Raw genomic sequence first — 24064 nt, forward strand, 5'->3', positions numbered from 1 at the left:
AATATTCATTTCGCCCGCTGCCTCGCGCAATAAAAAAGAGGGCGCCTTAAGTTCAGGCGCCCTCTCATCCCACTACCCCGCCGCTTACTTCAGCAGCAAGGCATTCAAGCGCTTCACAAACGCGGCCGGGTCGGCGATTTGCGCGCCTTCGGCAAGCAGGGCCTGATCCAGCAGCAGACGCGCCCACTGGTCAAACTCACCGTCTTCGGCCGCACGAATGCGCGCCAGCAGCGGGTGTTCCGGGTTGATTTCCAGCACCGGCTTCACGTTCGGCGCTTCCTGGCCCGCGGCCTTCAGCATGCGCAGCAGGTGCGGGCTGAGTTCGTTCTGGCCCACCACCACGCACGCCGGCGAATCCACCAGACGCAGCGTCACGCGCACTTCCTTGACCTGCTCTTCCAGCGTCTTTTGCAGGCGCTCGACCAGCGGCTTGAAGTCTTCGGCCACTTCGGCCTGATGCTTCTTTTCTTCTTCGTCGGCCAACTCGGCCAGGTCCAGGCCGCCCTTGGCCACCGACACCAGCGACTTGCCATCGAATTCGCGCAGGTACGACAGCATCCATTCGTCAACGCGGTCCGACAGCAGCAGCACTTCGATGCCCTTCTTGCGGAAAATTTCCAGATGCGGGCTGTTGCTGGCTGCGGCAAACGTGTCTGCCGTGACGTAGTAGATCTTGTCCTGGCCTTCCTTCATGCGCGACACGTAGTCGGCAAACGACACCGTCTGCGCCTGGTCACCCGAATGCGTGGACGCAAAGCGCATCAGCTTGGCAATGCGTTCCAGGTTGGCGGAATCTTCGCCCGCGCCTTCCTTCAGCACCTGGCCGAATTCCGTCCAGAACGTGGCGTAGTCTTCCGGCTTGTTCTCGGCAAGGTCTTCCAAGAGCGACAGAATGCGCTTGGCCGAGCCTTCACGAATGGCGCGCACGTCGCGGCTTTCTTGCAGGATTTCGCGCGACACGTTCAAGGGCAGGTCGGCGGAATCAATCACGCCGCGCACAAAGCGCAGGTACGACGGCAGCAGTTGGTCGGCGTCGTCCATGATGAAGACACGCTTCACGTACAGCTTCACGCCGTGGCGGCCGTCGCGGTCCCACATGTCCATGGGCGCGTGCTTGGGCACGTACAGCAGTTGCGTGTACTCGCTGCGGCCTTCCACGCGGTTATGCGTCCAGGCCAGCGGGTCGTCGTAGTCGTGCGACACCGTCTTGTAGAACTCGCGGTACTGCTCTTCCGTGACGTCCGACTTGCTGCGGGCCCACAGCGCATTGGCCTGGTTCACCGTTTCCAGTTCTTCGGTCTTGACCTGCTCGCCCTTTTCCTGATCCCACTCTTCCTTGGCCATGCGGATCGGCAAGGAGATGTGGTCGGAATAGCGGCGCAGAACTTCGCGCAGCTTCCAGCCGTTCAGGAATTCGTCTTCGTCGGCACGCAGGTGCAGCGTCACGTCGGTGCCGCGCGTGGCCTTGTCAGCGGCGCCAATCGTGAATTCGCCTTGGCCGTCGGATTCCCACTGGATCGCGTCCGTGCTACCGGCGCGGCGGCTGACCACCGTGACCTTGTCCGCCACGATGAACGACGAGTAAAAGCCCACGCCGAATTGGCCGATCAGTTGCGCGTCTTTCTGCTTGTCGCCCGTCAACTGGGAAAAGAATTCCCGCGTGCCGGAACGCGCGATCGTGCCCAGGTTGGCCACGGCTTCTTCGCGCGACAGGCCAATCCCGTTGTCCGAGATGGTGATGGTGCGCGCGGCCTTGTCGTAGCTGACCGTGATGGCAAGCTCGCCATTGCCTTCCAGCAAGTCGGGCTGGTCGATAGCTTCAAAACGCAGCTTGTCGCAGGCGTCCGATGCGTTCGACACCAGCTCGCGCAGGAAAATTTCCTTGTTGCTGTACAGCGAATGGATCATCAGGTGCAGCAGTTGCTTCACCTCGGCCTGGAACCCCAGGGTTTCGGACGTGGAAGACGTGGCGGTTTGGCTCATGGTTCTACGTGAAGTAAAAAATTAGGGACGAAATAAAAAAGGAAGCCGGGGCGAAATGCCCGCGCGGAATCCCGGAAACCCTACTGAGGTGGGGGCTATCGGGAACTTTTCAAGGCCCCGTCGCGGCAGCGGCGCGAACCCCGCTAAAATCCCGCACTTTCTTCCACCCCCGGCCGGCCCTCCGCCCATGCAACCCGCCTCCCTGTCCCAACCCGCCCCCACAGCACCGCCGACGACGCACCCAGCGCCGACCTGGTCTACGGCCCCGACGACCGCCCCGCGCCGCCCGTCGCCTTCGTCGCCGCGTTGCAGCACCTGCTGGCCATCCTGGTTCCCATCGTCACCCCCGGCCTCTTGATCTGCCAGGCCCTGGGCGTCAGCAGCCGCGACACCACGCTGATCGTGTCCATGTCGCTGGTCATCTCCGGCATCGCCACCTATGTGCAGTGCAAGCGCTTCGGCCCCCTGGGCGCCGGCTTGCTCATCGTGCAAGGCACCAGCTTCAACTTCGTGGGGCCGCTGATCGCAGGCGGCTCGGTCATGGTCAAGCAAGGCACGCCCGTCGAAGCCGTGATGGCCGCCATCTTCGGCGTCGTCATCGCCGGATCGTTCGTGGAAATGGGCATCAGCCGCATCCAGCCCTTCGTCAAACGCCTGATCACCCCCTGGTGACCGGCATCGTCGTGCTGCTGATTGGCCTGACCTTGATCAAGGTCGGCCTGATCAGCATGGGCGGAGGTTTCGGCGCCATGGCCAACGGCACCTTCGCCAGCGCCGAGAACCTGACGTTGTCCGGCCTGGTGCTGGGCACCATCATCTTGCTGAACCGCGTGCCCGTCGTCTGGATCCGCAGCACCGCGCTGGTCCTGGCGCTGGCCGTCGGCTACATCGCCGCCGCCTATATGGGCCGACTGGACTTCACCGGCGCGCGCGAAGCCGCCCTGTTCCAGATCCCCGTGCCGCTGCATTTCGGCCTGGGCTTCTCGTGGGCGCTGTTCGTGCCGATGCTGATCATCTACCTGGTCACGTCGCTGGAAGCCATCGGCGACGTCACCGCCACCAGCAAGGTGTCGAAGCAGCCCGTCGAAGGCCCGCTGTGGATGCAGCGCATCAAGGGCGGCGTGCTGGTCAACGGCGCGAACTCGCTATTGGCCGGCGTGTTCAACACCTTCCCCAGCTCGGTCTTCGCGCAGAACAACGGCGTGATCCAACTAACCGGCATCGCCAGCCGCCACGTCGGCGTATGGATCGCCGGCATGCTGATTCTGCTGGGCCTCTTCCCCAGCGTGGCCGGCGTGCTGCAAGCCGTGCCCGAACCCGTCCTGGGCGGCGCCGCCATGGTGATGTTCGGCGCCGTCGCCGCGTCCGGCATCAACATCCTGGCCGGCATTCAGTTGGATCGTCGCGCGTTGTTGATCATCGCGGTGTCGCTGGCCCTGGGGCTGGGCGTGTCGCAAGTGCCGGAAATCCTGTCGCACCTGCCGCATGCGGTGAAGAGCGTGCTGGAATCCGGTGTCGCCACCGGCGGGATCTGCGCCTTGGTGATGAACTGGTTCTTGCCGGAAAAGAAGTAGGTAGAGCTTGATGGCTGGGTCCGTTTTCGGCTGAATGGCCGGGCGGATCTGGCTCTGATCAGGGGCTGGATGTGAGCCCGCCTGACAATTTTTGAAAGTACGCATATAATCGCTGTCTTCGTTCTCCCGCAGCCGTCATCTGGACGTGTTCGCGACCCCCTTGCCCGGGTGGTGAAATTGGTAGACGCAGGGGACTCAAAATCCCCCGCCGCAAGGCGTGCCGGTTCGATTCCGGCCCCGGGCACCAGAAAGCTCTCAAGCATCCGCCGGTTTTTTTCTTGACCGCGCAACGCAAATTTCTCAGCATTTACTGCGCATACGTTCCGCCTCTTGATGGCGTAGAGCGATGTGGTCGCGTACGGCAGGTTCGTTTGATGAGCCGAGAATGCGCTACCAAGATTCCAAAGCCTCTGCATACGCAGAGGCTTTTTTCGTTGATGCGCCTGGCGCGGGAGAAAGCAAGCCGCACGTTCAGCTACTCGTCCACGGCTACTCCCATAGATACCCAATTTGGGTACAATCACACCCAATATGGGTATAACGATCGAAGCCCCTCTCACGCACAGCGGTCTCGCTGACGCGCTTTTTCCTGGCACCAAACAGCGAGTGCTGGGGTTGCTGTTCGGCCAGCCGGATCGCAGCTTCTATGCCACGGAAATAATCGGCCTCGTTGCCAGCGGATCCGGATCGGTGCAACGCGAGTTGGCCAACTTGGCGCAGACCGGCTTGGTCACGGTGAAGGCGGTCGGCAATCAGAAGCACTACCAAGCCAATCCCAACTCGCCCATCTTCGCGGAACTATGCGCGATTGTGCAGAAGACGATCGGTCTGGCCGGACCACTACGCGAGGCGCTTGCCCCTCTGGCCTCGAAGATCATGGCGGCGTTCGTCTACGGCTCGGTTGCTAAAAATACCGACACCGCTCGCAGCGATATTGATTTGATGCTGCTTAGTGACGACATCAGCTACGGCGATGTGTTTGCGGCGCTGGAGGATGTGGGGAACAAGCTCGGCCGGCCGGTGAACCCCACCATCCTCACGCGCAAGGAATTCACCAAACGCGTAGAGGCACAAGAGTCTTTCCTGACCCGGGTGCTGGCGCAACCCAAGATTTGGATCATAGGAGGCGAAGGAGACCTCCCCACTTGAAAAGCTGAGTGGCCCGGGAAAATCGCTGAAGGCTGAGCCTCCCGATACCAAAGAATTTGAAGGCCTGAAACGCTCCGGGCACGCAAGGTTGCGTGACGCCTGCAACGTGTCGCTTTCAATAGAGAGCCGCTTCGACTTGGCCGACAACGCCGCTCATGCGCTGTGCTTGGCGGCGCTGCGTAGGAGCGGCTATCGCTGCACCAATCGCTATCTTGTCTTTCAGCTCTTGCCGCACACACTAGGGGTCGGACCGGAGGTGTGGCGCGTTCTGTCGAGATGCCATGACATTCGCAATCTTGGTGAGTACGAGGGCGACTTGAATGTGGATGAGCGGATCGTCACTGATCTGGTGGCGGCATGCCAGGTTGTTGCGGCGAAGGTTGATGCATTGGCGCCGGTAGACGCAGGGAATGCGCGCGGCATCCCTTAGGGGTGAGAGACGCAGGAAGACTGCCTCCATGCATTTGTCGTGCAGCGACGTCCTATTTCAACGACACAGTGCTCGCCCTCAGGCGCCTTCGCCTCGTGTGCCTTCGTTATATCGGTCGCTATGGCAAGCAAGTTTTCGTTGCTTGAGGTCGCCGCAAGAATAACTGCCAATTTGCGGAGAACGGATATTAGGCTTGAAGTTGATCGACTGAATTTGTAGTCTGGACTAACCCGGATTTCCCGGACAGTTTGGTTAAGGCACAGCGGCTTCGACTTGGACAGCGGTTCTATAGCCTAGCCCCTGGTGGATTCGCTGGCGGTTGTAGAAGACCTCGATATAGTTGAAGATCGCCAGCCGTGCGTGCTCCCTGCTATGGAAGACTTGGTGGTGCGTTAATTCGTTCTTGAGGTTGCTAAAGAAGCTCTCTGCCACTGCATTATCGTAAGGATCGCCTTTGGCGCTCATGCTGATGGTAATGCCGTTGCCCGTCAGCATTGCACGATACTCGGCTGAACTGTATTGAGCGCCTCGATCGCTGTGATGCATCAGTCCCGGTTGCGGTTTGCGCCTGGTCATGGCCATCAACAATGCCTGGATAACTAGACTTCGGTCTCGCTTGTCGGACATGCTCCAACCGACTACTGAGCGCGAGTAAAGATCCAGCAGTACCGCGAGATGCAGCCAACCTGTTCGCGTCGATACCACCGTGATATCGCCTACCCAGACTTTGTTGGGGCAATGCACCGTGAACCGTCGTTCCAGGCGGTTCGGTGCCGGCCCGAGTAGCGAGTGTTTCTCCAGTCTGCGGAACCGTTGCTTACGCAGTGCCTCGATGCCCGCCTGGCGGCGCAAGCGTGCAACGCGATGCTTGCCGCAAGCCACACCACTGGCATTGAGCGCGCGCCTAGTCTTCTCGGCACCGTACGCTTGCCGATAAGCCCTATGCGTTTGCTCGATCGCCGCCAGTAACTTAACGTCTTCTTGCTGTCTTGCACACGGCGCGCGACGTCGCCACTCGTAATAACCGCTGCGGCTGACCTGCAACGCCCGGCATAGCCGAGCGACTCGGAACTGCTGCTGATGAGCCTGCACAAAGGCGTACCTCACGGCAGTTCCCGCGCAAAGTACGCTGCCGCTTTTTTTAGGATGTCGCGCTCTTCGGTGACCTCGGCAAGCTGACGCTTGAGGCGTTGGATCTCGGTCTGCTCGTCGGAACGCGTTTTGCCTTTGCCGGGAAACGAAACGTCTGGCCCGTGCATTGCCAGCTCTTTCTTCCATCGGTAGATAATCGAGCGCTTCACGCCCAGCATCAGTGCCAACTGCGTACCGCTGATCTTGCCTTCCTCCAACTGCCGCACTGCCTCGATTTTGAATTCTCGGCTGTGGTACTGGCGCTTGGCATCGCTCGGCTTGGCTTCGGGTTTGGATTTATCCATGGGACACCCCCTTCAAGTATTGTCTACTTCTTCGGGTGTCCGGAAAACCCGGGCTAGCTCAGTCTGACACCATTATTTCGTAGTCTAAAACCATTATTTCAGCGGTGGCACTCGTCCACAATTGAGCAAGAAGGCGATGCTTTTCACAATAGCCAGGTGTTCGCGTCAATGCTGCGCAACCACGATGGCGGCATGGAAAATTAGATCTTCTAGTCATCGCGGTGCATATCCAGTCGGGAGAGTAGCTATTCCCTACAGGGGACCAGGCCTTAATAAGGCGTTATGATCAAATCCCCAACAGATGGAGGAATTACATGACGGGACGCATAATCAGTCGACAAATCACCAAAGCCGACACGGAACACTTGGTGGACATACCCACAATGCGAGCGATGCACGCAGACGATTATTTTGAGTACGTCAACAGTGGTCTTTTCTTCGTAGATCACCATGACATCCTTCGAGATTCGGTGATCGAACATCCAATCGCGACCACCTCACTACAAGTGGAGCTATTGATCAAGTATCTGGAAGGAGTTAAGCGCAGGATGCAAGATGCGGAGGAGTGAAGCCAGCGCAGCCAAGCGTCTAGATCTTGTAGGGAATCGTCGCTAGTTAGAAAACCACCAACGGAGGCTGTATGTCGCGCATCAAACTCACCGATATAGAAAGGCTCATCCTCGCAAATCAGTACGAAATTCTCGCGGAGTTAAAGGACGACGAAAGCTACGCGCGCCGCGCCGAGCAGCTTCGAGACGGTCATGAGTGGCTGTACGCTCAATCATTTGAGTGGCTTTCACCGAACCTGCCTTCCGATCAAGCCGAACACGTTCTCACGATATTGGGAATCTATAGTGACTTGAAAGCAAGCTACGAAGCACTGGAGGATAAGTCCGGTATCGACCCCCATCACGTAGCATTCCCTGGCTTCGACGGCAATAACGAACCAGAGCTTTTGTCCTTTTCAAAGGCCCTGCGTGATGCAGACCGATTCACAGAGACCATTCCCGAGTACGGCAAGAACTCCCACCACCCGACGACCAAGCTGTACGGCCGAATTATCGCGAAGTGGCAAGAGTTGGGAAAGCCAAGCTACCCGCTCGATAAGGAAACGATGATGACCATCATCGATGCGCGCATTCACCCCGACAATCGCAAGTAGCCAAACAGAAAGCCCCGACCGGAGTATCCGTATCGGGGCTTTCGTTTGTCTGGAGCGGGCTGCGGGAATTGAACCCGCGTAGGCGGCTTTGTAATGACCCAGTGAAAACCTGCTCACGTCATAATCGAGGGAATTGACGATGAGCATGAAGATGGAAGACGACATCAAACGCTGGACGGCCAAGCGCAAGAGCGCGCTAGTGCTGGACATCATTCAAGGCAAGGTCACCGTCGCAGAGGCCAGCCGCCAATACGACCTGTCGCCCTCAGAGGTCGAACAGTGGGTCGACGATGGCAAGCGGGGCATGGAGAATGCCTTGCGGGCCAATCCACAGGACGTGCGCGAGCAGTACGAGCGCCAGCTCAAGGACCTTCAAGAGGCCTACGGCGAGGCGATGCTGGAGCTTCGCGCGAGAAAAAAATTGCAGTCCCTGCTGGGCGAGGACGAGAAGTGATCGAGACGATCCACCAGGGACTGCAAGCCGACGGCATCACCGTCTCGATCGCCAAGCTGTGCCGCTGGTTCAACGTGCCTCGCCGCACCGTCTACTACAAGGCGGTGAAGGCATCGCCAAAGCTCGATCCGCAGTTTGTCGCGCCCATCAAGGCGCTGATCGAAGAATCGCCGTCGTTTGGCTATCGAACGGTGGCGCATCTGTTGGGGTTCAACAAGAACACCGTGCAGCGCGTGTTCCAGTTGATGGGCTGGCAGGTCCGTAAGCGGCCCATCGGCTTCAGGCCCCGGATCCAGGCATTGCCGTCGGTGGCCACGAGGCCTAACGAGCGCTGGTCGACGGATCTGTGCCGCGTCTGGGCGGGTCGGGATGGCTGGGCGACGCTGGCGCTGGTGATTGACTGCCATACCCGGGAGTTGCTGGGCTGGCATCTGTCGCGCAGCGGCAAGGCCTGCACCGCAGGAAGCGCACTGGAACATGCCCTGATCGCCCGCTTCGGAACGCTGGGCCGCGTGCCTGTGCCGTTCCTGCTGCGATCCGACAACGGGTTGGTCTTCACCTCTCGTAGCTATACAGCGTTGGTGCGAGGCTACGGGCTGCGCCAAGAGTTCATCACGCCGCACTGCCCGCAACAGAACGGGATGGTCGAACGCGTGATCCGCACGTTGAAAGAGCAATGCGCGCATCGGCATCGCTTCGAGACCATCCAGCACGCCAGCCGCGTGGTAGGGGACTGGATACGCTTTTATAACCACCGGCGCCCGCACCAGGCGCTCGGCATGAAGACCCCGGCTGAGGCATTTGCATTAGCCGCTTAACCTGAGCAGGTTCTGCTGGGTCATTACAGCTTGGAAGTCCGCAGCCTGACCGTAAGCTCCCCCTTCAGGTAGACACCGCCCGGTAGAATTTCGGAGCCTCCCTGAGTTGGAGATTCCCTTGAAGAAAAGCAGATTTACCGAGAGCCAGATCGTTGCTGTTCTGAAGGAAGGCGAAGCCGGCATGCCGGTCGCCGAGCTGTGCCGCAAACACGGCATCAGCAACGCCACGTATTACCTTTGGAAGAGCAAGTTCTCCGGCGTTCAAGTTTCCGAGTTGCAGAGGCTGCGCGAACTGGAAGCTGAAAACGCCAAGCTCAAACGCATGTTTGCCGACTTGGCGCTGGAGAATGCAGCGATCAAGGATGTCTTGAATCGAAAATCCTGACGCCGTCGGCCAGGCGCGAAGTGGTGGGACAGCTGGTGCAAGCCAAGCTCTCAATCACGCGCGCTTGTCAGATTGCCGGCCTATCGCGGGCGGCGTACTACAAGAAGCCAATGCCGGCATCTGAGCGGGATTCCCCAGTCATTGATGCTCTCAATGCCATTGTGACCCGGCATGGGCGTTGGGGATTCTGGAAGTGTTTCACCCGGCTGCGCCTCGACGGTCGCGGCTGGAACAAAAAGCGCGTTCATCGGGTGTACTGCGACATGGGTCTGAATTTGCCTCGGCGCTGCAAAAAGCGGCTTCCCGACCGACCGCGACAGCCGCTGGATCTGGCCACAGAGCCTAATCGTTGTTGGGCGCTCGACTTCATGCATGACGCTCTCTACTGCGGCCGGCGGTTTCGCACTCTGAACGTGATCGACGAGGCGAACCGGGAGTGCTTGGCCATCGAGGTAGGCGTGTCCATCCCGTCTGCACGCCTCATTCGGGTATTGAGCCGTTTGATCGACTGCTATGGGCCGCCTGACGCAATACGCCTGGATAACGGTCCGGAGATGATCTCAGAGGCGTTCACCCAATGGGCTAGCGCAAAGGGCATCGCGATCCGCTATATCCAGCCGGGCAAGCCAAATCAGAACGCTTTCATTGAGCGCTTCAATCGAACTTATCGAACCGAGGTGCTCGACGCGCACCTGTTCGCCAACCTTGAGCAGGTCCAGACGATTACCGATCAATGGCTGGTCGATTACAACCAGTACCGCCCGCATGAATCGCTGGGTGGCCTCCCGCCGGTGCAATTCATGCCCCGGCTAACCCTTGCTCCGATCGTCTATCAACCGATGTCTACTTGACAGGGGTGCTTACGTGACCACCAGGCCAAGCCCGCAGAAACGCAAAAAGCCCGCAGCTTTTGCTGGCGGGCTTTTTCGACGCGCGATGATACACCGTATCTATTGGAGGTGAATTCTGGAGGAAAAAACACCAATAATCAAGAGACCACAATCGGGCCGCTTCAAAATACCCTAAGCAACCAGTATTAAATGCATCTTCATAGAAAAAAGGGTGGCTAGTCCATAGCTTTGCTCATCTCTGCCAAGGCTTTACCGAATCCCACAGATGAGAAGAGCTCCTCCAAGGCCGATCTGAGATCGTCAAGAGTAGCGCAGACGTACTGCTGGCCTTCAAAAGTAATCGTGCAAGGCAGCCCGCTTACATGCTGCCGCCACCCCGCCACTTCTTTAGCAGATTTCGTTTGACCGGCCCGTACCAACGCCAAGCGATCGGCTTTCAGATTTTCATCAGCAGGGCTGTCACCTCTGCCAATAGCCAGTTCACTGAATTGCGAAAGAACTTTTAGACTAGAAAGCACCCTTTGAAGTGCAACCTTTCCAGAACTGTACGCTGCCAGATCAATGTTAACCGACATGAACAGCTCATCGACCGCCCTAAGATCGCGTTCAGAATGCTCGGCTTTCGCGATGCCTTGCTCTATGGCTTTTAGAAAACTCACAATTCGATCCTTTTTAGATGACTCAAAATCGGATAATGATCTGACACATCGCTCCACTTCAAACTCGTTTCTGCAACAGGAATATCTCCCACAATTAATCCGGGGCGTTCGAACGTCCAATGGTTGACAAAATGAGAGGAGAACATAATTTGATCATAAACCGCTCCTCCGCTTGCCTCCACCGCAGTTGGGTGGACGTACGAACCATAGGGAGTTTCCGGCGTTCCTCCACCTAGGCATCGCCAATAGGGGTTGTAGAAATAATGAGGGCGCCGCCTTACAAAGTCTGGATCTCTACTAGCCCCTAAACCAGAAACGATCGAAGAATGATACGGCTCGTCATTGTAATCACCCAGCAATATGATGGCCGCCTGGGGAGAATTGGTAAATATTTCTTTTGCTTTTTCCCTAAGCGCCTGACCCAGCTTAAATCGGTTACTACTGCCCTCTGCATACGTTTGACGGCTTTGCCAATGAGATAGCCCGATAAAAATCTCGCCGACCCCGGCCAGCTCAAAGCTTACGAAGACACCAGCCTTCAGCCAGTCATTGGTTAAGTGATCTCGCGCGTTAGCCGTCTGCGGTGCTGTCAAAACCCTCAGTTTTTTAGAATTAAATATCAAGCAGAAATCATCAATCGATCTTCCAGGACTATACAAATCTAGGACACTATAATCATCAAACCCTTCCGACTTGAGCAAGCCCTCCAGATACAACACATTGGTGCTCGCTACCTCGCACAGCCCCAAGACATCAACCCCTCGTCGCAACAATTCGCAAACCGCAAGAGAAAATCCAGCCGTCTCGGAAAAGGACTTCGCACCATTCTTTGGTGGGGTCAGGCGACAGTTCCACCATGCGCATATTAATTCCATCGCTTACCCAAATGACTGTTTTTGAACGTAGAGTCCCCCATTCTTTAGCCACGCATAACCGAAAAATGCAGACTCAAGATACATTCAGGAACTGCACAGTAGCATAGTGTAAAAGTGGCACGGACCATATCGCGTGCCATCTTTGTGCGCACTTGTTCATGCTAGACAATACAGGGCAGATGTCGCAGTGGAAAGGCCCCCTGAATCCCCGGACACCATCACTCACCTAGAATACTGACTAGGCATATGACTGTGTTTTTGGCTAACACCAAGCAAGCAGTGATGGAAGTGTTAACCGGGCCCGAGAGGCGGCGCCGCTGGTCGGCGGAAGAAAAATTGGTGATGGTGCGCGAGAGTTTCGAGCCGGGCAAGACCGTCTCGACGGTCGCGCGCCAACACGGCATCAACCCGAATCAGTTGTTTGGCTGGCGCAAGTTGTACAAGAACGGCAGCCTGTCTGCGGTCAGTTCGGGAGAGGAGGTGGTGCCTGCTTCAGAACTGTCGGAGGCGCTGGCCCAGGTCCGTGAACTGCAGCGATTGCTGGGCAAGATGGTTGGTCTGTCGGCCGATGCCTTGCGCGCCATTCGTGCGGGGCAGCCCACCGGTGACGCCAAGCGCGATGCCTTGATCCGCTTCGTCTTGAACGTACAAAACACCAGCGGCACCATCAACGAAAATGAATTCGCAGCGATTCGTGCCGCGGGCTACACAGACACGCAACTGGCCGAGATCTCGCTGGCCATCGCACTCACAATCTTCACCAACACCTTTAACCGTATCAACGACACCGACGTCGATTTTCCGGCCGCGCCGTAAACCATCTTGCCGGGCGAGGGGTGGTGCGCAACACCCCTCGCCAGGCACTGACATGGCGCAACGCATGCCAACAACAGGGACATCATTCATGACCGCACAAGCCTTTGAATTTGACGGACCTCGCGGCTATCGGCTCGCGGGGCGGCTAGAGCTGCCAGATGCCGAACCGCAGGGCTGGGCCATACTTGCCCACTGCTTTACCTGCGGCAAGGACAGCCTGGCGGCCAGCCGTCTGGCGCGAGCCCTGGCGGCGCGTGGCATCGGTGTACTGCGCTTCGATTTTGCAGGGCTGGGCAATAGCGGCGGAACCTTCGCGGATGCAACGTTCGCGGCGGACGTGGATGATCTGGTCGCGGCCGGCAACGCGATGGCCGAAGACGGCAAGCCGCCGGTCATTCTGATCGGCCATAGCTTGGGCGGAGCGGCTGCCTTGATGGCGGCCGGCAAGATGCCGGGCATGCGTGCAGTGGCCACGTTGGGCGCGCCTTTTGACATCAGCCATGTCCTGCATCAGTTTGATCCCGGCAGTCTCCAGGCCATCGAAGCGCAAGGGCAAGCCGAGGTCCTGCTGGGCGGCCGGCCATTCGTCGTGCGCAAGAGTTTTGTCGAAGACCTGGGGCAGCACGATCTGGCGTCGCGGATCGCACAATTACGAATGCCGCTGTTGATTCTGCATTCGCCACTGGATACGACTGTCGGCATCGAAAATGCCGGGCGCATATTCGCGGCGGCCAAGCATCCCAAGAGTTTCATTTCGCTGGACGATGCCGATCACTTGCTCACGCGCCGGGCGGACGCAGACTATGCCGCGGCCATGATCTCAACTTGGGCGAGCCGGTTTCTGCCTGCGCAAGGTTGAGGCGTAGGCCTCTGCGCCCCACAAACCGTCGCGCTGCTGGCAAACTAGTCAACCGGCATCCCGTTGATAAAAATCATCATGACCCATGCATTGCTTCGGATAGGCTTATGCGCAATATGAAAGGCAAGTCCTCGTCCAACACGGAAGGCTATTTGTTTTCTGATCAGATAGGTCACCTGCTGCGGCGCGTCTATCAGCGGCATACCGCGCTGTTTCAGCATTACATCCCTGACTCCCAGCTCACCGCCGCGCAGTTTGTCGTGCTGTGTTCGGTGCGGGACCATGGCGCGAGTTCGCTGGCAGACCTGGTCAAGGCAACCGTCATTGACCAGGCCACCGTGCGCGGCGTGGTGGACCGCTTGAAGCAGCGCGAGTTGGTGCAGGTGGACCACGACCCCGTCGATCGGCGCAAGGTGGTCGTGAGCCTGACGCCCGTGGGGCAGGCGCTGGTGCAAGAGATGGAGCCCTTTGCCAAGCAGATCACCGAAAGCACCTACGGCAATCTGAACCCGGCCGAGCGTCTGGCGCTGGATTTTTTGCTGACCAAAATGCTGAACGGCGACGAACAGGTCTGAGCTGTTCGTCGCCGTGTTTGGCAACTGCGCCGTCGGCATACACGCCGGCGCCGCCGCGATTCACCCCGCCATCAATCCAGCGCGCGGTTACGCGATTCCACGTCCACCGAGCCGATCGCGACCGCCCCAGCCAACAGCATGCTGGACAGCACCACCAGCGACAGCGTGAAGTGGCTGGTCATGATGGGCGCGATGATGGCCGGTGCGAACAGCCCACCAAAACGTGCCACCGCGCCCGCCATGCCCATGCCGCTGGCACGCAAATCGGTCGGGTAGACCTCCGGCGTGAAGGCATACAACGCACCCCAGGTGCCCAGCAGCGAGAAGCTCATCAGCAAGGTGGACCCGATCACCACGGCGGGTGCGGTGCCCAGGCTGTAGAGCATGCAGCCGACGGCGCTCAAGATCAAAAAGCCGATCAGTGTGGGCTTGCGGCCCCAGCGTTCCACGCCATAGGCCGACAGCGCAAAGCCCGGCAACTGCACCAGCGCCAACAGCACCAGGAACTCCTGGCCGCGCATGAAGGCGAAGCCGGCGGTGCTGAGCTTGATGGGCAAGTAGACGAACACGCCGTAGTACGCAATGGAGATCAGCGCCCACGCCAGCAATAGCCCGATGCTGCGGCGGCGGTAGCTGGACGAGAACAAGGCGAAGATGGATTTATGGACGGGCGTTTCCGGTTGCAGCGCGGGCACTTCGACGTCGCGGCGGTTCACGCGCGCCACCCGTTCCAGCACCTTGCGCGCCTGATCCGACTTACCGTTGCGGTTCAGGTACATGGGCGATTCAGGGATGTAGAAGCGCAGCACCACGCCGATCAAGGCGGGCAGCCCGGTAACGAAGAAGATCACGCGCCAGGCATCGTCGCCCCAGGACACGGCCGCCAAGGCCAGCAGCGCCAGAAAGATGGTGCCCACGGCCCAGAACGATTCCAGCAGCACCAGCCAGCGGCCACGGCGGGCGCTGGGCAGGAACTCGGCCATCATCGTGTAGTCCACCGGCAGCGTGCCGCCCACGCCGATGCCCGTCAGGAAGCGCAGGAACAGCAGCCACGTGAACTCAGGCGCGAAGGCCGAGGCCACGCCCGCGCAGGCGTCGATGACCACCGCGATCATCAACACCGGGCGACGCCCGATGCGGTCGGCCATGCGGCCGAACATGAAGGCGCCGATCAGCATGCCGATGAAGAAGAGCGTGCCCGTTTGCAGCGCTTGCGGCACGGTGATGCCGAAGGTCTTTGCAATGGACGGCGCGGAAAAGCCGATGGACAGCACCTGCATGGCGTCGGCCATCCAGACCAGGCCGAATATCACGAATAGCCGATATTGAAACTTGCCGACACCCGCCACCTGAATGGCTTTGTCCACGGAAACCAATGAAGCTGACATAGATGAAACCCCTTGATGTGATCATCACTAAAGCCGCACGCGTTATGGCCGCGTTTTCCTTAATTCAGCTCCGCATGGTTGCGAAGCCGTTTAATCGTCGTGGTGGGATCGGGCCAGACGTCTTCGTCCGGCGCAAATCGTTCCCGCAAATAGCCCAGCAGATCGGCGACCTGCCTGTCGTCAAGGCTGTCTTTGAAGCCCGGCATGTAGCCCAGCGCGTCATCGGCGGGCTCCTGGATGCCGTGCAAGATCACCTGGATCAGGTTGTCTGGCGTGGCGGCATGCAGGTTGGTGTTGGCGCTTAACAAGGGCTTGGCGCCAAACAGCGTGGGCCCACTGCCCGCTTCGTGACAGACCGCGCAGGCGTTCTGATAGATGCGTTCGCCGTTGGCGCGTCGGCCTTGGAGCGATTGGATCGTCGCGGCGGCGGGCGCGGGCGCGGGCGCAGACGCAGACGGAGACGCGGCCGAGGGCGACGTTGATGACGTCGCGGGCGATGCTGCCCGGGATGGAGAAGCCGACGCCACAGGCGTGGCCGCGCGTTCCCCTTGCGGTTTCGGCAAGTCCAGCAAATACGTTGTGATGGCCTTCACGTCGCTGTCCGGCAATTCAGCCAAACCATGGATCACGGGCGCCATCGGCCCTGCCGCCACGCCATGGCTGGGCGAATAGCCGGTGCGCAGATACTGGAATAGTTCGTCGCCCGACCAGGCGCGCGGGCCGCTGGCCAACTGATTCAAGGCGGGCGCGGTCCAGCCTTCCGCTTCGCCCCCAGCCAGGTAATGCACGCCCTTCTTCTCCGCGCCCAAGCGGTTGCGTGGAGAATGGCAGGCGGCGCAGTGGCCAACGCCTTCCACCAGATACGCACCGCGCAGCCACTGAGCGCTGCGCGCCGGGTCGGGCGTGAATGGCTTGGCGTCGTGAAACAGCGCATTCCAACCTGCCAGCAGTGGACGCATGTTGAAGGGAAAGGCCAACTGCGTTTTCGGCGGCTCGGACTTCACGGCGGGCTGCGACATCAGGTAGCCGTACAGCGCCTGCATGTCCGCGTCGCTCAGCTTGGCATAGGCCGTGTACGGAAACGCGGGATAGAGCTGGCGGCCATCCTGGTGTACGCCCTGGCGCATGGCGCGTTCGAATGCGGGGTATGACCAGCGGCCGATGCCGGTGTCGTTGTCGGGGGTGATGTTGGTGGAATAGATCGTGCCGAACGGCGTGTCCAGCGCCAGCCCGCCAGCGTTGGCCTTGCCCCCTGGCGCGGTGTGGCAGGCGATGCAATCCCCTGCGGCGGCGACGAGGCGGCCGCGTTCGATGGCGCGTATGGAATACAGGGAAACGTCTGGGCCTGCCGTGAGCGGCAACGCGGGCTTGATCGGCCAGAGCGCGGCGGCGACGCCGGCAAGCCCTGCCATGCCCGCCGCCAGCCACATCCATCCACGCGCCAAGGGCCCACGCGCACGCGCAGGGCGCTGGTCCGCCAATGCCAGCCGCAATGATTCGGTGTCGAACGGGGCTTGTCGCAGGCGCACGCCGGTTGCGTTGCGGATGGCGTTGGCAATGGCGGCGGCAGCCGGCAAGGTGACCACGCCGTCCACGGCCAACTGCCCTTGCTTCACCACGTCATCCAGCGCGTTGGCCGTGGCGTCGCGCGGGACCAAGCCGTCGCGGCTTGCGTCGCCGCGCAATGCGATCGCTGTCTCGGCGTCGCCCTGTTGCGATGGACTCGTCCAATCATCAAAGGCCGGCGGCCCTGCCAGCAGACGGCGTGCGTTGGCCAGCAGCCACGGGGTTTGCTGTTCGATCTCGGCCTGCATGGACGCGCTTTGCGCCGGTTGCAGGAACTGGCTATCGTGGCCCGCGACCACGCGCGTGACGTCGACATGGCCGGTCTGGGGTTGCACCGATACCTCGGCCACCCAGGCGCTCCACACCATGCGGGCGGCGCCGTCATCATCGACACATTGCACCTGCGCGGTGGCGAAGCCGGTGCCATGCAGCAGGCCCGCGCGCGGTGCAGCGTCGGCGTCGGCGCGCGACGTTGCACGGTCCACGACTTGGCGCGCCAGGTCTCGGCCTTTGCCTTCCGGCAAGTGTTCCAAGCGCCACGCGATAGGATCTTTATCTTGGGCCAGCGCCGCTTCATGCCACTGGCTTTCTTGTGCAAAAACTTGCGCGGCGTTCAATTCGTCCACTCGGGCGCGCAGCGGCGGCAGCGCGCGTCGGGACGACGTTACCGATGCGCCGCATACCGTCGCATGCGCCGATGCGCTGGCTTGTCCGGGTTGGCTCAATAGCCGCGCCAGGCTCGGACGCACCGCCCAAGCAGCGTCGGACAGCAGCGCCGCAACGCGACCATCGGCAGCCGATGCCGTTTGCGGCGTCAAGGTAGGAGCGTTGGAGGGAGCCGCATTCGAGACAGCGGCGTTAGAAGCAACGGACTCGGCCCTCGCGCCTGTCACCGGCACGCGCAACACCAACTCGTCGGCAACGCTCGATTGGCAGGCCACGCACACCGGCCGGCCCACGGCTTGCGACAGCAGCGCGGCGTCGGCGGCGGCATCCATCAAGTCCAGCGGGTGCACCGCGTCCTGGCTTTCCGCGACCACGCCGTCGACCACGCCATCCACCGTCACACTGATCGTGCCTTCGGCTTGTTGCAGCAGCGCCGCCAGTTCGCGGCGGATCTGGGCGTGCGTGCCGGGCGTGCATGCCGGGAGCCACACACTGGCGTGTCCGTTCAACACCCAGACCGTCACCCTTGCGCCGGCACGCGGCTCGGACGAAGGCAGGCGCATGCCATAACGAAGCTGGTCCGGGTCGGCCGCATCCGCGCGCGAAGAGGGAACGACGTCCGGCGCCTGCCACACAGGCGCCAAGGCCATGGCCGCTTGCCGTGCGTGAACCGGCGACACCGCCACCACACCGGCAAAGTGCGTGCGCTGCACCGCCATCACCACGCCGGCCAGCGCGCGTGCCTGATCCAACTGCACGTGCCGCAAGACACTGCCGCGATACCGCGCGCCATCCCACAGCACACCCGGCGGGCGCAACGCCACGCCGTGCAGCAGGTCGGCGGGCAAGGCAGCGGGCAAACCCGCGTGGTGGCGCGGCGACGCCAAGGTGTTCGAACTCATCGCGTGGGTCCGCCGTCGGCAACACCCACACCACCCCCACCCGCCGCTTGCAAGCCGGGCGCACGAACACCCTCCGCTCGCAAGCGAACCGCTCGCAACGCCGCCTGCATGATCTCCACGTGCGTGCCGCAGCGGCACAGATTGTGGTGCAGTTCGCTGCGCAGCGCGTCTTCCGTGGGGTTGGGGTTACGGCGCAGCAGCGCTTCCACCGTCATGATCATGCCGTTCAGGCAGTAGCCGCATTGCGCCGCCTGGCAGTCGATGAACGCCTGCTGCGTCGGACCGGGTTGTTGCCGCGTGCCCAAGCCTTCCAGCGTGACCACGGCACGCCCTTGCGCTGCCCGCACCGGGATCACGCAAGACCGCGCGGCCACGCCGTCGATCAACACGGTGCATGCACCGCATTCGCCCAAGCCACAGCCGTACTTCGGGCCGTTCAGCGCCAGGTCATTGCGCAGCACGTGCAGCAGCGCGGTGCCGGGGTCAGCGGCCACGTCGCAGTCGCGTCCGTTCACGCTCAGGCGGATCGGAGGCGGGGTGCTGCTTGAATTGACGGTGGATCCCATGGCGTGTGGCGCGTGTGCGGATTTTGAGAAGTACGAAGGTTGCCGCGACACGGGACTAGGGGCAAGCCCCCACGCCCGCGCGGCGGACAGGTCGTCAGGCGGCGGCGCGCGTTTTAGGGTCTACCAGCGGTTCCTTGAACACGTCATAGCCAAAGCACCAGGATGGGTCCTCATTGGTGCGCAGCCAGGTGTTGTCGTGCGAAATGCGTTGCACCTTGCTGGCGCGTTCCGCGCGGTTCGCCTCGTACAGCGCAAACGCCAGCTCGTGATTATTCACGCCCACTTCCTTGAAGCAGCGCGCCAGCATGGCGCCGTCTTCAATGGCCATGGCCGCGCCTTGCGCCATGTGCGGCTTCATGGGGTGGCAGGCGTCGCCCAGCAACACCAGGCGGCCACGGCTCCACAGCGGCAAGGGGTCGCGTTCCAGCAGCGACCACTTGGTGACTTCAACCGTGGCGTCGATCAGCGCCTGCACGGTGGGGTGCCAGCCGCTGAACGCTTCGCGCATTTCATCCTTGCTGCTGGGCAGCCAGCGGTCGTTCAAGTCCCAGTGTTCCACCGGCACGCCGGTGACGTAGTAGAGCTCGTCGGCCTTGCTGGTGACGAAGTAGACCATCATGTGGCGGTCATCGCTCCACCATTTGACGCAGGAATCAAAGGGCAGCATGCCAGGCTTGGTCTGCGGCGTGGGGAACACGGCGCGGTGCGCCAGATAGCCCGCGTACTTGGGCAGCTCGGGCCCCAACAGTTCTTCACGGATGCGGGAATTGACGCCGTCGGCGCCGATGACGATGTCGGCTTCTTCAGAGGTGCCATCGGCAAAGTGCATCACGACCACGTCGCCGCGATCTTCCACGCGGGTCAGGCTCTTGTCATAGGCCAGCACGCCCGTGGGCAAGGCGTCGATCAGCAAGGCGTGGAAGTCGCCGCGGTGCACGGTCAGGTACGACGCGCCGTATTCCTTGACGGCGTAATCGCCCAGCGGAATCTGCGCCAGGATGTCGCCCGTTTCCCAATGGCGGCTGTACCAGAAATCCGGATGCGAGCCTTGTGCATTGAGCGCGTCTTCGATGCCGATGCGCCGCAGAATCTTCATGACGTTCGGCCCCACATGGATGCCGGCCCCCAAGCGCGAAAAGCCGGGCGCCTGCTCGTACACGCGGACGTTCAGCCCTTCCTTGAGCAGCAGCGCGGCGGTGGCGGCGCCGCCAAGACCCGCGCCGACGATGGCGATACGAGGGGATGTAGACACGGAACTTCTCCTTGCTGGATAGTGAAAGACTGGAAAGCGAATTCTTGAAAATTATGAAGTACACGCTTAATTTATGGATACAGAAATTCTCTATCCAAGCGTAAACCCCAAGACACATCACCAAAATAGTGCATATTTTTCACATCATTAGGTGAAAACCACTACGGAAACCGGGCTGGTCATCTGCGTCGCTCTTTGCAAGAATAGAGCGTATACGCTTCTTTTGAATTTATCGAAAACCCTAGGCCCGCCCCTTTTCAAGGCTTCTCCATGACGAAGACATTCCGAATCGGCCAGATCGTTCCCAGTTCCAACACCACGATGGAAACCGAAGTGCCCGCCATGCTGACGGCGCATTCATCGCTACGCCCCAGCGACCGCTTCACCTTCCACTCCAGCCGCATGCGCATGAAGAAGGTGCAAAAGGAAGAGCTGGCCGCCATGGACGCCGAAAGCGACCGCTGCGCGCTGGAACTCAGCGATGCGCGTGTCGACGTGCTGGGCTACGCCTGCCTGGTGGCCATCATGGCCATGGGGCGCGGCTACCACCGCGTGTCGCAAAAGCGCCTGACCGAGCGCACCGCTGAAAATGGCGCGTCGGCGCCCGTCATCACCAGCGCCGGCGCGCTGGTCGACGCGCTGCACGTCATGGGTGCCAAGAAGATTGCGCTGGTGGCGCCCTACATGATTCCGCTGACCGAACTCGTCATGGATTACATCGCCGCCGAAGGGTTTGAAATCGTGGACTGGCGCGCGCTGGAAATTCCCGACAACCTGGACGTGGGCCGCCACGACCCCGCCAAGCTGCCCGGCATCGTCGCCGGCATGAACGTGGCCGACGCCGATGTGATCGTGCTGTCCGCCTGCGTGCAAATGCCGTCGCTGCCCGCTGTCTCGCAAGTGGAAGCCGAAACCGGCAAGCCCGTGCTCACCGCCTCCATCGCCACCACCTACGCCATCCTGAAAGAACTGGGCATGGACCCGGTGGTACCCGGCGCCGGCGCCCTGCTCTCGGGCGCTTACCCCTATTCCAGGAACGCACAATGACCCAAGCCGCCAGCACCTACCTTTATGGCGGCCATGTGCACGCCAACGGCATCCGCCAGCACTACCTGCGCTATGGCGGCACGGCCGACAACCGCGCCAGCCGCCCCGCCGTCATCCTGATTCCCGGCATCACCAGCCCGGCCGTTACCTGGGGCTTCGTGGCCGAACATCTGGGCCGCCAGTTCGACACCTATGTGCTGGACGTGCGCGGCCGAGGCCTGTCGGCATCCGGCCCCGGGCTGGACTATGGGTTGGACGCGCAAGCCGCCGACGTCACGGCGTTTGCCCAGGCGCTGGGGTTGACGAACTACGCGCTGGTGGGCCATTCCATGGGCGGCCGTATCGCCGTGCGCGCGGCGCGCAGCCAACCCGAAGGCCTGACGCGTCTGGTCATCGTGGACCCGCCCGTCTCCGGCCCGGGCCGCCGCCCCTACCCGGCCAACCTGGCGTGGTACGTGGATTCCATCCGCCAAGCCACGCACGGCATGACCGCCGAAGACATGCTGGCCTTCTGCCCCACCTGGACCGAAGCCCAGCGCCAGTTGCGCGCGCAATGGCTGCACACCTGCCATGAACCGGCCATTGTGCAGAGCTTTGAAGACTTTGGCCGCGACGACATCCACGCCGACCTGCCCAGCATCAAGATTCCGCTGTTGTTGATGACCGCTGAAAAAGGCGGCGTGGTCGGCGACGACGACGTGGCCGAATGGCAGGGCCTGGCGCCGCAGACGCAGCACGTACGCGTGCCAGGCGCGGGCCACATGATTCCGTGGGACAACGAAGCCGGCTTCTACGCGGCCTTTGGCGACTTCCTTGGCAGCAAGGTCGACTGACACGCCTTTTCCTCAATCCGCTGATTCAAGGAGCCCGCCATGTCCGTCAGCGATATCGATTTGATCCACGCCTGGAAGCAGGTGCTGACGCTGTCACGGCTTGAAGCCGGGCAGATCGTCACCGTGTTGACCGGCGCCGACACGCATCCGCAAACACTGCGCTGCGCGATTGCCGCCGCCACTGACCTGGGCGCGCGCGTCAACCGGCTGGACCTGCCGCCTGTCAACGCCGAAAAATCCATCAGCCGCGACGCGCTGGCCTACCTGGGCGCCACCCCGCTGACGGGCAACCCCGCCGCCATCGCGGCGCTGAACGCCAGCGACCTGGTGCTGGACCTGATGACGCTGCTGTTCTCGCCCGAGCAGCACGAGATACTGCAGACCGGCACCAAGATCCTGCTGGCCATCGAGCCGCCCGAAGTGCTGTGCCGCCTGGTGCCCACCGAAGCGGACCGCGCGCGCGTGCAGGCTGCCGCGCGTCGGATTGAAGCGTCCAAGCAGATGCACATCACGTCGGCGGCCGGCACCGACCTGCGCTGCGAACTGGGCGAATTCCCCGCCATTTCCGAATACGGTTTCGTGGACGAACCGGGCCGCTGGGACCACTGGCCCAGCGGCTTCGTGCTGACCTGGCCCAACGAAGGGCAAAGCAATGGCCGCGTAGTTCTGGACCGGGGCGACATCCTGCTTCCCATGAAAGACTACGTGACCGACCCGATCGAACTGGTCATCGAAAACGGCTACGTCACCCGCATCAACGGCGGCTTGCAGGCCGACATCCTGAAGGAATACATGGCGGCGTACGAAGACCCCGAAGCCTATGCGGTGTCGCACATCGGCTGGGGGCTGCAACCGCGCGCGCAGTGGTCGATGCTGGCGCACTACAACAAGGAAGCGCACATCGGCATGGACGCGCGCGCCTTCGAGGGCAATTTCCTGTGGTCCATGGGCCCCAACAATGAAGCGGGCGGCAGCCGCACCACCGCCTGCCATATCGACATCCCCATGCGCCATTGCAGCGTGGCGCTGGACGGCCAGGCGGTCGTGACGCGCGGCGTGGTGCAAGACGAATCCGGCCTGGCGCACGCCGCCCGCCGCAAGGACAGCAAATGAACGCCTCAACCCAAACCATACCCGCCGACGCCGTCACGGGCGATATCTCCGCCTATTCGCGCCAGGGCTTCGGCACGCCGCTGCCGCTCAAAGCGCCCTTTGGCTTGTTGATCGTGGACTTCGTGAACGGCTTTGCCGACCCGGCCGTGCTGGGCGGCGGCAACATCCCGGAAGCCATCGCGCAAACGCGCCACTTGCTGGCCCATGCGCGCGCGCAGGGATGGCCGGTGGCGCACAGCCGCATCGTGTTCTCGGACGACGATGCCGACAGCAACATCTTTTGCCTGAAAGTGCCCGCCATGCTGGCCCTGAAAGAGCACAGCCACAACAGCGCCATCGTGCCCGAGCTGGCCCCCGCGCCCGGCGAATACGTGGTGCGCAAGAGCACCCCGTCCGCCTTCTTCGGCACCATGCTGGCGCCGTGGTTGGCGCAGCGCGGCGTGCAAACCTTGTTGGTGGCGGGCTGCGTCACCAGCGGCTGCGTCCGCGCCAGCGTGGTGGACGCCATGCAGGCGGGGTTTCGGCCGCTGGTGGTGTCGGACTGCTGCGGCGACCGCGCCCTTGGTCCGCACGACGCCAACCTGTTCGACATGGCGCAGAAGTACGCCGCCGTCATGCCCTTGGACCATGCGCTGGCCGAGACTCGCGCCTTGGTGGATGCCCCAGTGCCGGCCGCCGGTTAACGGCGACATAATCCTCCACCGG

General features: G+C 61.4%; 22 protein-coding genes, 1 tRNA gene and 2 pseudogenes. 16 read left to right on the plus strand and 9 right to left on the minus strand.

What is annotated here, in order from left to right; genetic code table 11:
- Window positions 1–84 precede the first annotated feature (84 nt).
- Window positions 85–1983, minus strand: coding sequence for a molecular chaperone HtpG (htpG, locus tag ELS24_RS27035; RefSeq protein WP_127185880.1), 1899 nt, complete (start codon window positions 1981–1983; stop codon window positions 85–87).
- Between the two features lie 187 nt (window positions 1984–2170).
- On the opposite strand from htpG, the pseudogene ELS24_RS27040 reads away from it, so the two are divergent.
- From ELS24_RS27040 to ELS24_RS27055, 4 genes and pseudogenes are all read left to right on the plus strand, one after another.
- A pseudogene (locus tag ELS24_RS27040) lies at window positions 2171–3557 on the plus strand (uracil-xanthine permease family protein).
- 162 nt (window positions 3558–3719) lie between these two features.
- A tRNA-Leu gene (locus ELS24_RS27045) sits at window positions 3720–3804 on the plus strand.
- Between the two features lie 284 nt (window positions 3805–4088).
- Window positions 4089–4706: a nucleotidyltransferase domain-containing protein gene (locus tag ELS24_RS27050; RefSeq protein ID WP_127185881.1), complete on the plus strand. Its 618-nt coding sequence runs from the start codon at window positions 4089–4091 to the stop codon at window positions 4704–4706.
- A 136-nt stretch (window positions 4707–4842) separates the two neighbouring features.
- Window positions 4843–5136: a hypothetical protein gene (locus ELS24_RS27055; RefSeq protein ID WP_240669399.1), complete on the plus strand. Its 294-nt coding sequence runs from the start codon at window positions 4843–4845 to the stop codon at window positions 5134–5136.
- A gap of 252 nt (window positions 5137–5388) precedes the next feature.
- On the opposite strand, the gene ELS24_RS27060 is transcribed toward ELS24_RS27055, so the two are convergent.
- Together ELS24_RS27060 and ELS24_RS27065 are read right to left on the minus strand one after the other, a co-directional pair.
- On the minus strand, window positions 5389–6243 hold the full coding sequence (locus tag ELS24_RS27060; RefSeq protein WP_164741312.1) for an IS3 family transposase: 855 nt from the start codon (window positions 6241–6243) through the stop codon (window positions 5389–5391).
- Window positions 6240–6572 carry a transposase gene (locus ELS24_RS27065; RefSeq protein WP_127185884.1) on the minus strand — a complete coding sequence of 111 codons (333 nt, stop codon included), beginning with the start codon at window positions 6570–6572 and terminating at the stop codon, window positions 6240–6242. The genes ELS24_RS27060 and ELS24_RS27065 overlap by 4 nt, the downstream gene beginning before the upstream one ends.
- Before the next feature lie 314 nt (window positions 6573–6886).
- Here ELS24_RS27065 and ELS24_RS27075 point away from each other — a divergent pair, with 314 nt between their 5' ends.
- From ELS24_RS27075 to ELS24_RS27095, 5 genes are all read left to right on the plus strand, one after another.
- Entirely contained in the window at window positions 6887–7141 is a 255-nt protein-coding gene (locus tag ELS24_RS27075; RefSeq protein ID WP_127185885.1) for a hypothetical protein, read from the plus strand.
- 71 nt (window positions 7142–7212) lie between these two features.
- On the plus strand, window positions 7213–7734 hold the full coding sequence (locus tag ELS24_RS27080) for a YfbU family protein (protein ID WP_127185886.1): 522 nt from the start codon (window positions 7213–7215) through the stop codon (window positions 7732–7734).
- A gap of 139 nt (window positions 7735–7873) precedes the next feature.
- Window positions 7874–8188 (plus strand): DUF1153 domain-containing protein, encoded by a 315-nt coding sequence (locus ELS24_RS27085; RefSeq protein WP_050446432.1) that lies wholly within the window; start codon window positions 7874–7876, stop codon window positions 8186–8188.
- Window positions 8155–9006, plus strand: a complete 852-nt coding sequence (locus tag ELS24_RS27090; RefSeq protein ID WP_165720955.1) for an IS3 family transposase — start codon at window positions 8155–8157, stop codon at window positions 9004–9006. The genes ELS24_RS27085 and ELS24_RS27090 overlap by 34 nt, the downstream gene beginning before the upstream one ends.
- Before the next feature lie 118 nt (window positions 9007–9124).
- Window positions 9125–10242, plus strand: a protein-coding gene (locus ELS24_RS27095; protein ID WP_428839658.1) for an IS3 family transposase whose coding sequence is annotated in 2 segments (ribosomal slippage) — window positions 9125–9374 and window positions 9374–10242 — 1119 coding nt in all. Because the reading frame shifts where the segments join, the coding sequence is not laid out codon by codon here.
- Between the two features lie 215 nt (window positions 10243–10457).
- Here the strand turns inward: ELS24_RS27095 and ELS24_RS27100 are convergent.
- Both ELS24_RS27100 and ELS24_RS27105 read right to left on the minus strand, forming a co-directional pair.
- A complete protein-coding gene (locus ELS24_RS27100) occupies window positions 10458–10901 on the minus strand; it encodes a hypothetical protein (RefSeq protein ID WP_127185887.1) in 444 nt (147 codons plus the stop codon).
- Window positions 10898–11776 (minus strand): endonuclease/exonuclease/phosphatase family protein, encoded by an 879-nt coding sequence (locus tag ELS24_RS27105; RefSeq protein WP_127185888.1) that lies wholly within the window; start codon window positions 11774–11776, stop codon window positions 10898–10900. The genes ELS24_RS27100 and ELS24_RS27105 overlap by 4 nt, the downstream gene beginning before the upstream one ends.
- Window positions 11777–12058: 282 nt before the next feature.
- On the opposite strand from ELS24_RS27105, the pseudogene ELS24_RS31120 reads away from it, so the two are divergent.
- The 3 genes and pseudogenes from ELS24_RS31120 to ELS24_RS27120 all read left to right on the plus strand — a co-directional run.
- A pseudogene (locus ELS24_RS31120) lies at window positions 12059–12325 on the plus strand (transposase); the annotation flags it as partial.
- A 355-nt stretch (window positions 12326–12680) separates the two neighbouring features.
- Window positions 12681–13451, plus strand: a complete 771-nt coding sequence (locus tag ELS24_RS27115; RefSeq protein ID WP_127185889.1) for an alpha/beta hydrolase family protein — start codon at window positions 12681–12683, stop codon at window positions 13449–13451.
- A gap of 107 nt (window positions 13452–13558) precedes the next feature.
- A complete protein-coding gene (locus ELS24_RS27120; RefSeq protein WP_050445665.1) occupies window positions 13559–14026 on the plus strand; it encodes a MarR family winged helix-turn-helix transcriptional regulator in 468 nt (155 codons plus the stop codon).
- A 71-nt stretch (window positions 14027–14097) separates the two neighbouring features.
- Here the strand turns inward: ELS24_RS27120 and ELS24_RS27125 are convergent, their stop codons facing one another.
- The 4 genes from ELS24_RS27125 to ELS24_RS27140 form a co-directional block, all read right to left on the minus strand.
- Window positions 14098–15414, minus strand: coding sequence for an MFS transporter (locus ELS24_RS27125; RefSeq protein ID WP_050445664.1), 1317 nt, complete (start codon window positions 15412–15414; stop codon window positions 14098–14100).
- 59 nt (window positions 15415–15473) lie between these two features.
- Entirely contained in the window at window positions 15474–18548 is a 3075-nt protein-coding gene (locus ELS24_RS27130; protein WP_127185890.1) for a c-type cytochrome, read from the minus strand.
- Entirely contained in the window at window positions 18545–19114 is a 570-nt protein-coding gene (locus ELS24_RS27135; RefSeq protein WP_127185891.1) for a (2Fe-2S)-binding protein, read from the minus strand. Before ELS24_RS27135 ends, ELS24_RS27130 begins: the two co-directional genes overlap by 4 nt.
- A 94-nt stretch (window positions 19115–19208) precedes the next feature.
- Entirely contained in the window at window positions 19209–20366 is a 1158-nt protein-coding gene (locus ELS24_RS27140) for an FAD-dependent monooxygenase (protein ID WP_127185892.1), read from the minus strand.
- Between the two features lie 270 nt (window positions 20367–20636).
- Here ELS24_RS27140 and ELS24_RS27145 point away from each other — a divergent pair, with 270 nt between their 5' ends.
- The 4 genes from ELS24_RS27145 to ELS24_RS27160 are packed head-to-tail and all read left to right on the plus strand — an operon-like array spanning window position 20637 to window position 24042.
- Window positions 20637–21413, plus strand: a complete 777-nt coding sequence (locus tag ELS24_RS27145) for a maleate cis-trans isomerase family protein (RefSeq protein WP_050445660.1) — start codon at window positions 20637–20639, stop codon at window positions 21411–21413.
- On the plus strand, window positions 21410–22246 hold the full coding sequence (locus ELS24_RS27150; RefSeq protein WP_127185893.1) for an alpha/beta fold hydrolase: 837 nt from the start codon (window positions 21410–21412) through the stop codon (window positions 22244–22246). Before ELS24_RS27145 ends, ELS24_RS27150 begins: the two co-directional genes overlap by 4 nt.
- Window positions 22247–22285: 39 nt before the next feature.
- Window positions 22286–23359, plus strand: a complete 1074-nt coding sequence (locus tag ELS24_RS27155) for a 2,5-dihydroxypyridine 5,6-dioxygenase (RefSeq protein ID WP_127185894.1) — start codon at window positions 22286–22288, stop codon at window positions 23357–23359.
- Complete coding sequence (locus ELS24_RS27160; RefSeq protein WP_050445657.1) at window positions 23356–24042, plus strand: isochorismatase family protein; 687 nt, start codon at window positions 23356–23358, stop codon at window positions 24040–24042. Before ELS24_RS27155 ends, ELS24_RS27160 begins: the two co-directional genes overlap by 4 nt.
- Window positions 24043–24064: the final 22 nt, after the last annotated feature.

This window comes from Achromobacter spanius, assembly GCF_003994415.1.
GTDB lineage: Bacteria > Pseudomonadota > Gammaproteobacteria > Burkholderiales > Burkholderiaceae_B > Achromobacter > Achromobacter spanius_C.

Coding starts and splice junctions, on each gene's coding strand:
- htpG (WP_127185880.1), bottom strand. CDS start 1,983: ATGAGCCAAACCGCCACGTCTTCCACGTCCGAAACCCTGGGGTTCCAG.
- ELS24_RS27050 (WP_127185881.1), top strand. CDS start 4,089: ATGGGTATAACGATCGAAGCCCCTCTCACGCACAGCGGTCTCGCTGAC.
- ELS24_RS27065 (WP_127185884.1), bottom strand. CDS start 6,572: ATGGATAAATCCAAACCCGAAGCCAAGCCGAGCGATGCCAAGCGCCAG.
- ELS24_RS27075 (WP_127185885.1), top strand. CDS start 6,887: ATGACGGGACGCATAATCAGTCGACAAATCACCAAAGCCGACACGGAA.
- ELS24_RS27080 (WP_127185886.1), top strand. CDS start 7,213: ATGTCGCGCATCAAACTCACCGATATAGAAAGGCTCATCCTCGCAAAT.
- ELS24_RS27085 (WP_050446432.1), top strand. CDS start 7,874: ATGAGCATGAAGATGGAAGACGACATCAAACGCTGGACGGCCAAGCGC.
- ELS24_RS27105 (WP_127185888.1), bottom strand. CDS start 11,776: ATGGAATTAATATGCGCATGGTGGAACTGTCGCCTGACCCCACCAAAG.
- ELS24_RS27115 (WP_127185889.1), top strand. CDS start 12,681: ATGACCGCACAAGCCTTTGAATTTGACGGACCTCGCGGCTATCGGCTC.
- ELS24_RS27120 (WP_050445665.1), top strand. CDS start 13,559: ATGCGCAATATGAAAGGCAAGTCCTCGTCCAACACGGAAGGCTATTTG.
- ELS24_RS27125 (WP_050445664.1), bottom strand. CDS start 15,414: ATGTCAGCTTCATTGGTTTCCGTGGACAAAGCCATTCAGGTGGCGGGT.
- ELS24_RS27130 (WP_127185890.1), bottom strand. CDS start 18,548: ATGAGTTCGAACACCTTGGCGTCGCCGCGCCACCACGCGGGTTTGCCC.
- ELS24_RS27135 (WP_127185891.1), bottom strand. CDS start 19,114: ATGGGATCCACCGTCAATTCAAGCAGCACCCCGCCTCCGATCCGCCTG.
- ELS24_RS27145 (WP_050445660.1), top strand. CDS start 20,637: ATGACGAAGACATTCCGAATCGGCCAGATCGTTCCCAGTTCCAACACC.
- ELS24_RS27150 (WP_127185893.1), top strand. CDS start 21,410: ATGACCCAAGCCGCCAGCACCTACCTTTATGGCGGCCATGTGCACGCC.
- ELS24_RS27155 (WP_127185894.1), top strand. CDS start 22,286: ATGTCCGTCAGCGATATCGATTTGATCCACGCCTGGAAGCAGGTGCTG.
- ELS24_RS27160 (WP_050445657.1), top strand. CDS start 23,356: ATGAACGCCTCAACCCAAACCATACCCGCCGACGCCGTCACGGGCGAT.